General features: G+C 65.7%; 12 protein-coding genes. All 12 read left to right on the top strand.

The genetic code is table 11. The features are described 5' to 3' along the window. Positions 1-376 precede the first annotated feature (376 nt). The 12 genes from rpsL to rpsC all read left to right on the top strand — a co-directional run bounded on the left by rpsL (position 377) and on the right by rpsC (position 9671). Complete coding sequence (gene rpsL / locus AC54T1_RS10400; protein ID WP_066464686.1) at positions 377-751, top strand: 30S ribosomal protein S12; 375 nt, start codon at positions 377-379, stop codon at positions 749-751. Next, positions 751-1221 carry a 30S ribosomal protein S7 gene (gene rpsG, locus AC54T1_RS10395; protein ID WP_484345683.1) on the top strand — a complete coding sequence of 157 codons (471 nt, stop codon included), beginning with the start codon at positions 751-753 and terminating at the stop codon, positions 1219-1221. The genes rpsL and rpsG overlap by 1 nt, the downstream gene beginning before the upstream one ends. 110 nt (positions 1222-1331) lie before the next feature. Next, positions 1332-3434, top strand: coding sequence for an elongation factor G (gene fusA / locus AC54T1_RS10390; protein ID WP_484345684.1), 2103 nt, complete (start codon positions 1332-1334; stop codon positions 3432-3434). A 127-nt stretch (positions 3435-3561) separates the two neighbouring features. Next, positions 3562-4752 (top strand): elongation factor Tu, encoded by a 1191-nt coding sequence (tuf, locus tag AC54T1_RS10385; RefSeq protein ID WP_484345685.1) that lies wholly within the window; start codon positions 3562-3564, stop codon positions 4750-4752. Positions 4753-5237: 485 nt separating this feature from the next. Further along, a complete protein-coding gene (gene rpsJ / locus AC54T1_RS10380; protein WP_019146773.1) occupies positions 5238-5546 on the top strand; it encodes a 30S ribosomal protein S10 in 309 nt (102 codons plus the stop codon). A 19-nt stretch (positions 5547-5565) separates the two neighbouring features. After that, positions 5566-6225 carry a 50S ribosomal protein L3 gene (rplC, locus tag AC54T1_RS10375; protein ID WP_484345686.1) on the top strand — a complete coding sequence of 220 codons (660 nt, stop codon included), beginning with the start codon at positions 5566-5568 and terminating at the stop codon, positions 6223-6225. Between the two features lie 5 nt (positions 6226-6230). Continuing rightward, complete coding sequence (gene rplD / locus AC54T1_RS10370) at positions 6231-6935, top strand: 50S ribosomal protein L4 (RefSeq protein WP_484345687.1); 705 nt, start codon at positions 6231-6233, stop codon at positions 6933-6935. Beyond that, positions 6932-7237 (top strand): 50S ribosomal protein L23, encoded by a 306-nt coding sequence (gene rplW, locus AC54T1_RS10365; RefSeq protein WP_484345688.1) that lies wholly within the window; start codon positions 6932-6934, stop codon positions 7235-7237. Before rplD ends, rplW begins: the two co-directional genes overlap by 4 nt. A 32-nt stretch (positions 7238-7269) precedes the next feature. Then, complete coding sequence (gene rplB, locus AC54T1_RS10360; RefSeq protein WP_484345689.1) at positions 7270-8112, top strand: 50S ribosomal protein L2; 843 nt, start codon at positions 7270-7272, stop codon at positions 8110-8112. Positions 8113-8126: 14 nt separating this feature from the next. Next, a complete protein-coding gene (gene rpsS, locus AC54T1_RS10355; protein ID WP_484345690.1) occupies positions 8127-8408 on the top strand; it encodes a 30S ribosomal protein S19 in 282 nt (93 codons plus the stop codon). Positions 8409-8466: 58 nt separating this feature from the next. Beyond that, on the top strand, positions 8467-8838 hold the full coding sequence (gene rplV / locus AC54T1_RS10350; protein WP_484345691.1) for a 50S ribosomal protein L22: 372 nt from the start codon (positions 8467-8469) through the stop codon (positions 8836-8838). Beyond that, positions 8838-9671 carry a 30S ribosomal protein S3 gene (rpsC, locus tag AC54T1_RS10345; protein ID WP_484345692.1) on the top strand — a complete coding sequence of 278 codons (834 nt, stop codon included), beginning with the start codon at positions 8838-8840 and terminating at the stop codon, positions 9669-9671. Before rplV ends, rpsC begins: the two co-directional genes overlap by 1 nt. The last annotated feature ends 1 nt before the right edge of the window (position 9672 follow it).

Genomic DNA, 9672 nt, shown 5'->3' with positions numbered 1-9672 from the left:
GACGTGCGACCTGACCTTTGACGATCTGGTCCTGCGCCGGTAAGGTGGGAAACCGTGCCCGTACTGTAGGGCTCTCATGTGAACGAGATCCACCCCGAAGGTCGCCGCGTGACTGATGTCGCGCCGGCTCGACCACGCGGGGAGGGCTCGGTCAGCGCCACCGGATCATCGGTGGGGCGCTGGGAGCGGCAGCGGCGGGCGTTCTCCGGTCCGGTGCACCAGTGCACAGGACCGGCCATCGAGCCGGTGGTACGTGGCGTATTGCAGCGAAGCTGCGGTGCCCTCGTGCACCCAGCCCGACTCAGTCCAGCAATATGTGCCAGTAGCAGCCACCACCGGGAACTCCCCGGTGAGCTCGAGTAGACACGGAGACGCAGTGCCCACGATTCAGCAGCTCGTCCGCAAGGGGCGGACATCGAAGGTCGGAAAGTCCAAGACCCCGGCCCTCAAGGGCTCCCCCCAGCGGCGCGGTGTGTGCACCCGCGTCTACACCACCACCCCGAAGAAGCCGAACTCAGCGCTCCGTAAGGTCGCCCGTGTGAAGCTCTCCTCCGGCGTCGAGGTCACTGCATACATCCCCGGTGTCGGCCACAACCTGCAGGAGCACTCCATCGTGCTCGTGCGCGGCGGCCGTGTGAAGGACCTCCCCGGCGTGCGCTACAAGGTCATCCGCGGCGCTCTCGACACCCAGGGTGTCAAGAACCGCAAGCAGGCTCGCAGCCGCTACGGCGCGAAGAAGGAGAAGAGCTGATGCCTCGTAAAGGCCCGGCCCCGAAGCGGCCCCTCATCGTCGACCCGGTCTACGGATCCCCGGTCGTCACTCAGCTGATCAACAAGGTCCTGCTCGACGGCAAGAAGTCGACCGCAGAGGCCATCGTCTACGGCGCGCTCGAGGGCGTGCGCGAGAAGACGGCAGGCGACCCCGTCGTCGTTCTCAAGCGCGCGCTCGAGAACATCCGCCCCGCGCTCGAGGTTCGCTCGCGCCGCGTGGGTGGAGCCACCTACCAGGTGCCCGTCGAGGTCCGCCCCGTGCGTTCGACCACGCTCGCGCTGCGCTGGCTCACCGACTACTCGCGCGCCCGCCGCGAGAAGACGATGACCGAGCGCCTCATGAACGAGATCCTCGACGCGAGCAACGGCCTCGGTGCCGCGGTCAAGCGCCGTGAGGACATGCACAAGATGGCCGAGTCCAACAAGGCCTTCGCGCACTACCGCTGGTGATGGCGTCGGCGCCCCGGGACCCGTCCCGGGGCGCCGCCCGTCCCGCGACGCCCTCGGCGTCCGACCAATCTTCTGTGCTCCATCCCCCACCCAGTAAGAGGTAAAACACCGTGGCACTTGACGTGCTGACCGACCTGAACAAGGTCCGCAACATCGGCATCATGGCCCACATCGATGCTGGCAAGACGACCACCACCGAGCGGATCCTCTTCTACACGGGGGTCAACTACAAGATCGGTGAGACGCACGACGGCGCCTCGACGATGGACTGGATGGAGCAGGAGCAGGAGCGCGGCATCACGATCACGTCCGCCGCGACGACCTGCTACTGGAAGAACAACCAGATCAACATCATCGACACCCCCGGGCACGTCGACTTCACCGTCGAGGTCGAGCGCTCGCTCCGTGTCCTGGACGGCGCAGTCGCCGTCTTCGACGGCAAGGAGGGCGTCGAGCCCCAGTCGGAGACCGTCTGGCGCCAGGCTGACAAGTACGACGTCCCGCGCATCTGCTTCGTCAACAAGATGGACAAGCTCGGCGCAGACTTCTACTTCACCGTCGACACGATCATCAACCGCCTCAAGGCGAAGCCGCTCGTGATCCAGCTCCCGATCGGCTCCGAGAACGACTTCATCGGTGTCGTCGACCTCGTCGAGCAGAAGGCCCTCGTGTGGCGCGGCGAGACCGCCCTCGGCGAGGAGTACTCCACCGAGGAGATCCCGGCTGACCTCGTCGAGAAGGCCGCGCAGTACCGCGCAGAGCTCATCGAGGCCGTCGCCGAGGCCAACGAGGAGCTTCTCGAGAAGTACCTCGGTGGCGAGGAGCCGACCGTCGCGGAGCTCAAGGCCGGTATCCGCGAGCTGACCATCCGTTCCGAGGCCTACCCGGTCCTGTGCGGCTCGGCGTTCAAGAACAAGGGCGTCCAGCCCATGCTCGACGCCGTCATCGACTACCTCCCGACGCCGCTCGACGTCCCCGCCATGCAGGGGCACGACGTCCGCGACGAGGAGATCGTCGTCGAGCGTCACCCGGACGCGACCGAGCCGTTCGCCGCGCTCGCGTTCAAGGTCGCCACGCACCCGTTCTTCGGCAAGCTCACCTACGTCCGCGTGTACTCCGGCAAGGTGTCGCAGGGCGCCCAGGTGCTCAACGCGACGAAGAACAAGAAGGAGCGCATCGGGAAGCTCTTCCAGATGCACTCCAACAAGGAGAACCCCGTCGAGGAGGCCACGGCCGGCCACATCTACGCGTTCATCGGGCTCAAGGACGTCACCACGGGTGACACCCTGTGCGACCTCGCGAACCCGGTCGTGCTCGAGTCGATGACGTTCCCCGAGCCCGTCATCTCCGTGGCGATCGAGCCGAAGACGAAGGGTGACCAGGAGAAGCTCTCCACGGCCATCCAGAAGCTCTCGGACGAGGACCCGACGTTCCAGGTCTCGCTCAACGTCGACACGGGTCAGACCGTGATCGCCGGGATGGGTGAGCTCCACCTCGACATCCTCGTCGACCGCATGCGGCGCGAGTTCAAGGTCGAGGCGAACGTCGGCAAGCCGCAGGTGGCGTACCGCGAGACGATCCGCAAGACGGTCGAGAAGATCGACTACACGCACAAGAAGCAGACCGGTGGATCCGGTCAGTTCGCCAAGGTGCAGATGTCGTTCGCTCCGCTGGACCCGGCCGAGGGCGAGCTCTACGTCTTCGAGAACAAGGTCAGCGGTGGCCGTATCCCCCGCGAGTACATCCCGAGCGTCGACGCCGGTATCCAGGCAGCGATGGAGCTCGGCGTGCTCGCCGGCTACCCGCTCGTCGGAATCAAGGCGACGCTGCTCGATGGCGCCTACCACGAGGTCGACTCCTCGGAGATGGCGTTCAAGATTGCTGGCTCGATGATCCTCAAGGAGGGCGTCCGGCGAGCGGACCCGGTTCTGCTGGAGCCGGTCATGGCGGTCGAGGTGCGGACCCCCGAGGACTACATGGGTGACGTGATCGGTGACATCAACTCCCGACGCGGCATGATCCAGTCCATGGAGGACGCCACGGGTGTGAAGGTCATCCGCGCACTCGTCCCTCTGTCAGAGATGTTCGGGTACATCGGTGACCTGCGGTCGAAGACCCAGGGCCGTGCCGTGTACTCGATGCAGTTCGACAGCTACTCCGAGGTTCCTCGGAACGTTGCCGAAGAGATCATCAAGAAGACCCGGGGCGAGTGAGTCCCCACAGGTCGAACTGTAGTATCAAGACCATCAACCTGTAGCGACCCGCACGCCCAGCAGGGGCGGCTCTACGAGCCGCGCCTGCATCGTTCGGCACAACTACCCAAGTCCCAGGAGGACCCCAGTGGCGAAGGCCAAGTTCGAGCGGACCAAGCCGCACGTCAACATCGGTACCATCGGTCACGTTGACCACGGTAAGACGACGCTGACGGCAGCGATCTCGAAGGTGCTGCACGACAAGTACCCGGACCTGAACCCCGAGTTCAAGTTCGACGACATCGACAAGGCTCCGGAAGAGAAGCAGCGCGGTATCACGATCAACATCGCGCACATCGAGTACGAGACGGAGAAGCGTCACTACGCTCACGTCGACGCTCCCGGTCACGCTGACTACATCAAGAACATGATCACCGGTGCCGCGCAGATGGACGGCGCGATCCTCGTCGTCGCCGCCACGGACGGCCCGATGGCTCAGACCCGTGAGCACGTTCTGCTCGCCCGCCAGGTCGGCGTTCCCTACCTGCTGGTCGCGCTCAACAAGGCCGACATGGTCGACGACGAGGAGATCCTCGAGCTCGTCGAGATGGAGGTGCGCGAGCTCCTCTCCGCGCAGGGCTTCGACGGTGACAACGCTCCTGTCGTCCGCGTGTCGGGCCTCAAGGCGCTCGAGGGCGACGCCACCTGGACCAAGTCGGTCGAGGAGCTCCTCGAGGCTGTCGACGAGAACGTGCCGGACCCGGTCCGTGACCTCGACAAGCCGTTCCTCATGCCGATCGAGGACGTCTTCACGATCACCGGTCGTGGAACCGTCGTCACCGGAAAGGTCGACCGCGGTCGCCTCACGGTGAACTCCGAGGTGGAGATCGTCGGTATCCGTCCCGCTCAGAAGACCACGGTCACGGGCATCGAGACGTTCCACAAGTCCATGGACGAGGCACAGGCCGGCGACAACACCGGTCTCCTCCTGCGTGGCATCAAGCGCGAGGACGTCGAGCGCGGCCAGGTCGTCGTGAAGCCGGGTTCCATCACCCCGCACACGAACTTCGAGGCTCGCGTCTACATCCTCGGCAAGGACGAGGGCGGGCGTCACAACCCGTTCTACTCGAACTACCGTCCGCAGTTCTACTTCCGGACCACGGACGTCACCGGTGTCATCACGCTGCCCGAGGGCACCGAGATGGTCATGCCCGGCGACAACACCGAGATGAGCGTCGAGCTCATCCAGCCGATCGCGATGGAAGAGGGCCTCGGCTTCGCCATCCGTGAGGGTGGCCGTACGGTCGGATCGGGCCAGGTCACGAAGATCGTCAAGTGACGTTGATCTTCTGAGCTGACACGCTCGCACACCGGGAGCCCGGTCGCCTGACGGCGGCCGGGCTCTTGTGCGTCCGGCCGCCGGCAGGGCTCGCTGCGGCGCTGTGACGTCGTCGTCCAGCGCCAGGGTTGGCCTTTTGGGCGTCGGCGTGTCAGACTACTCAGGTTGCCTGTTGCGGGTGCGCTCATTCAAATGTCGAACAGTGTGTTGAACAGCTGGCCCTCCGGGCCGTTCTGCGTGTTGAACTCTCTGGACGACTGACAGATTGAGGTGCCGCGGAACACCTGTTCCACACAGGCGAGAGACGTTGCGATTCGGTTCTGCACCGTCGGGCACTGAGAAGGGCCTGCGGCAGCGGTTCGATTCACATATCCAACGATCCTGCACCACCGAGTGGTGCTGCGCGAGTGTGTGTCGCCCAGTGCGACACGCCCGAGTGCGGGGGTCGGAAGCTAGCGGTTCGAGAGAGAGAGTCAGACGACGCCATGGCGGGACAAAAGATCCGCATCCGGCTCAAGTCCTACGACCACGAGGTCATCGACAGTTCGGCACGCAAGATCGTCGACACGGTGACACGCGCTGGTGCGACGGTCGTGGGCCCGGTGCCGTTGCCGACGGAGAAGAACGTATTCGTTGTGATTCGTTCGCCTCACAAGTACAAGGACAGCCGCGAGCACTTTGAAATGCGCACGCACAAGCGGCTCATCGACATCATCGATCCCACGCCGAAGGCGGTCGACTCGCTCATGCGCCTCGACCTGCCCGCGGACGTGAACATCGAGATCAAGCTCTGAGACTGGGAAGGACATACACATGACTACCCAGCAGAACGAGCGGCCCGTGACGGCCGTGCTCGGCACCAAGCTCGGGATGACCCAGGTCTGGAACGAGGCAGGACGCCTCGTCCCCGTGACCGTGGTCCAGGTCGGCACCAACGTGGTGACCCAGATCCGTACCGCTGAGGTTGACGGCTACACCGCCGTGCAGCTCGCGTACGGGCAGATCGACCCGCGCAAGGTGACGCAGCCTCTGAAGGGTCACTTCGAGAAGGCCGGAGTCACTCCGCGCCGCCACGTGACCGAGATCCGCACGTCCGACGCTGGCGAGTACAACCTCGGCCAGGAGCTCACCGCTGAGGCCTTCGAGGCCGGGAGCGTCGTCGACGTCATCGGGACGACCAAGGGAAAGGGCTTTGCCGGCGTCATGAAGCGGCACGGCTTCCACGGCGTTGGCGCCTCCCACGGTTCGCACCGTAACCACCGCAAGCCCGGCTCGATCGGTGGGGCCTCGACCCCGTCGCGCGTGTTCAAGGGTGTGCGCATGGCTGGTCGGATGGGCGTTGACCGTCAGACCACGCAGAACCTGACCGTTCACGCGGTCGACGCCGAGAAGGGTCTGCTGCTCGTCAAGGGCGCGGTTCCCGGTCCTAAGGGCGGCGTCGTCCTCGTGCGTAGTGCCGCGAAGGGTGCGTGAGACGCATGTCTGAAACGCTGACCGTCGACGTCATCGACGCCACCGGTGCGAAGGCCGGCACTGCCGAGCTTCCCGCCGAGGTGTTCGACGTCCAGACGAACATCCCGCTCATCCACCAGGTCGTTGTCGCGCAGCTTGCTGCAGCCCGTCAGGGCACGCACAGCACCAAGAACCGCGGCGAGGTCCGCGGTGGTGGACGCAAGCCGCACAAGCAGAAGGGGACCGGCCGCGCCCGTCAGGGTTCGACCCGTGCTCCGCAGTTCACGGGTGGTGGAGTGGTCCACGGACCGACGCCCCGCGACTACTCGCAGCGGACTCCCAAGAAGATGAAGGTCGCGGCTCTCCGCGGCGCTCTGTCCGACCGGGCTCGCAACGGCCGCGTCCACGTGGTCACCGGCTTCGGTATCGACGGAGTCCCGTCGACCAAGCAGGCGCTCGCCTCGCTCGCCAACCTCGCGCCGCGCAAGAACGTGCTCGTGGTGCTCGAGCGCGGCGACGACGTGACCGTGCGGTCGCTGCAGAACGCCGAGCAGGTGCACCTCCTGGTCGCTGACCAGCTCAACACCTACGACGTGCTCATCTCGGACGACGTCGTCTTCACGCAGGGCGCGCTGAACTCCTTCCTGGCGGGTCCCGCCAAGGGTGGTTCGGTCAAGGCCGTCGCGACCGAGTCCGAGTCGGCAGAGTTGGCCAAGGAGGACGCGAAGTGACGACCACAGTCCAGAAGGACCCCCGCGACATCGTGATCGCGCCGGTCCTGTCGGAGAAGAGCTACGGACTGCTCGACGAGGGGAAGTACACCTTCCTCGTCGACCCGCGAGCGAACAAGACAGAGATCAAGATCGCGGTCGAGAAGATTTTCGACGTGAAGGTTGACTCGGTCAACACGATCAACCGCAAGGGCAAGTCCCGGCGGACCCGTTTCGGTACCGGCAAGCGTAAGGACACCAAGCGTGCAATCGTCTCCCTCCACGAGGGATCGATTGACATGTTCGGTGGCCCCGTCGGCTGAGCCGGCCGAGAGCAGATTGAGGATAGATCCCCATGGGAATCCGTAAGTACAAGCCGACTACGCCCGGACGCCGCGGCTCCAGCGTTGCCGACTTCGTCGAGATCACGCGCTCGGAGCCGGAGAAGTCGCTGGTTCGGCCCCTGTCGAAGACCGGTGGACGCAACAGTTCCGGACGCATCACCACCCGCCACAAGGGTGGTGGCCACAAGCGTGCCTACCGCGTCATCGACTTCCGTCGCCACGACAAGGACGGCGTGCCCGCGAAGGTCGCTCACATCGAGTACGACCCCAACCGGACCGCCCGCATCGCGCTCCTGCACTACGCAGACGGCGAGAAGCGCTACATCATCGCCCCGAACAAGCTGCGTCAGGGCGACATGATCGAGAACGGCGCCGGCGCGGACATCAAGCCGGGCAACAACCTGCCGCTCCGCAACATCCCGACCGGTACGGTCATCCACGCCATCGAGCTCAAGCCCGGCGGCGGCGCGAAGATCGCCCGTTCCGCGGGTGCCTCGGTGCAGCTCGTCGCGAAGGACGGCCCGTACGCCCAGCTGCGTATGCCGTCCGGTGAGATCCGCAACGTGGACCTCCGCTGCCGAGCCACCGTCGGCGAGGTCGGCAACGCCGAGCAGTCGAACATCAACTGGGGCAAGGCCGGCCGCATGCGCTGGAAGGGCAAGCGCCCGACCGTCCGTGGTGTCGCCATGAACCCGATCGACCACCCGCACGGTGGTGGAGAGGGCAAGACGTCCGGTGGACGTCACCCGGTCAGCCCCTGGGGCCAGGCCGAGGGGCGCACCCGTCGTCCCAACAAGGCGAGCGACAAGCTCATCGTGCGTCGCCGTCGTTCCGGCAAGAACAAGAAGCGTTGATAGGAGCCTGACTGATGCCACGCAGCCTGAAGAAGGGCCCCTTCGTCGACGGACACCTCCAGAAGAAGGTGGACGTACAGAACGAGAAGGGGACCAAGAACGTAATCAAGACCTGGTCCCGTCGGTCGCTCATCACGCCCGATTTCCTTGGTCACACCTTTGCCGTGCACGACGGTCGCAAGCACACGCCTGTCTTCGTCACCGAGTCGATGGTCGGGCACAAGCTCGGCGAGTTCGCTCCGACGCGGACGTTCCGTGGCCACGTGAAGGACGACAAGAAGGGCCGTCGCCGCTGACCCCCGGGTCAGTTGCGACGACCTCACGGTCATGACGAAACAAGAAGGCAGGACAGCAATGGAAGCCAAGGCGCAGGCGCGGTTCGTCCGCGTCACGCCCCAGAAGGCCCGGCGCGTCGTGGATCTCATCCGTGGCAAGCAGGCCGCTGAGGCTGTCGCGGTGCTGAAGTTCGCACCGCAGGCCGCGAGCGACCCGATCCTCAAGGTCGTGCAGAGCGCGATCGCGAACGCTCGGGTCAAGGCAGACCGGGCGAGCGAGGCGTTCGACGAGCAGCAGCTCTTCGTCTCCGCTGCGTTCGTCGACGAGGGACCTACCCTCAAGCGGTTCCGCCCGCGTGCACAGGGGCGTGCCAGCCAGATCCTCAAGCGGACCAGCCACATCACCGTGGTTGTCGCTCCGCGCGAAGACACGAAGGGAAGGGCCCGATAGTGGGACAGAAGGTTCACCCGCACGGGTACCGTCTCGGGATCACCACCGACCACCGCTCGCGATGGTTCGCCGACAGCACGAAGGTCGGCCAGCGCTACCGCGACTACGTCCGCGAGGACGTCCAGATCCGCAAGCTCATGGCGACCGGTCTCGAGCGCGCAGGAATCTCGAAGGTCGAGATCGAGCGCACCCGTGACCGCGTCCGCGTCGACATCCACACGGCCCGTCCGGGCATCGTGATCGGCCGTCGAGGCGCTGAGGCCGACCGTATCCGCGGCGAGCTCGAGAAGCTCACCGGCAAGCAGGTGCAGCTCAACATCCTCGAGGTCAAGAACGCTGAGATCGACTCCCAGCTCGTGGCCCAGGGGATCGCGGAGCAGCTCGCGAGCCGTGTCTCGTTCCGACGGGCGATGCGCAAGGGCATGCAGTCTGCCCAGCGTGCCGGCGCGAAGGGCATCCGTGTCCAGTGCTCCGGTCGTCTCGGTGGCGCTGAGATGAGCCGTAGCGAGTTCTACCGCGAGGGCCGTGTGCCGCTGCACACGCTCCGCGCGAACATCGACTACGGGTTCTTCGAGGCCCGCACCACGTTCGGTCGTATCGGCGTCAAGGTGTGGATCTACAAGGGCGACATGACCGAGAAGGAGTTCGCTGCACAGCAGGCGACGCAGGCGCCCCGCGCCCCGCGTGGTGGCCCCCGCGGCGAGCGTCCGGCTCGTGGCGGTCGTCCGCCGCGCACCGAGCGTCCGGCCGCAGCCGAGACGCCCGCCCAGGCAGGTCAGGCTCCTGTTGGACAGGACGCCGCGCCCGCCGCCGAAACCGGAACGGAGGCCTGAG

Source organism: Sanguibacter sp. Z41_6 (assembly GCF_059621145.1).
The sequence above is the reverse complement of the archived record's forward strand: the minus strand, read 5'-3'. Positions and strand labels throughout refer to the sequence as shown.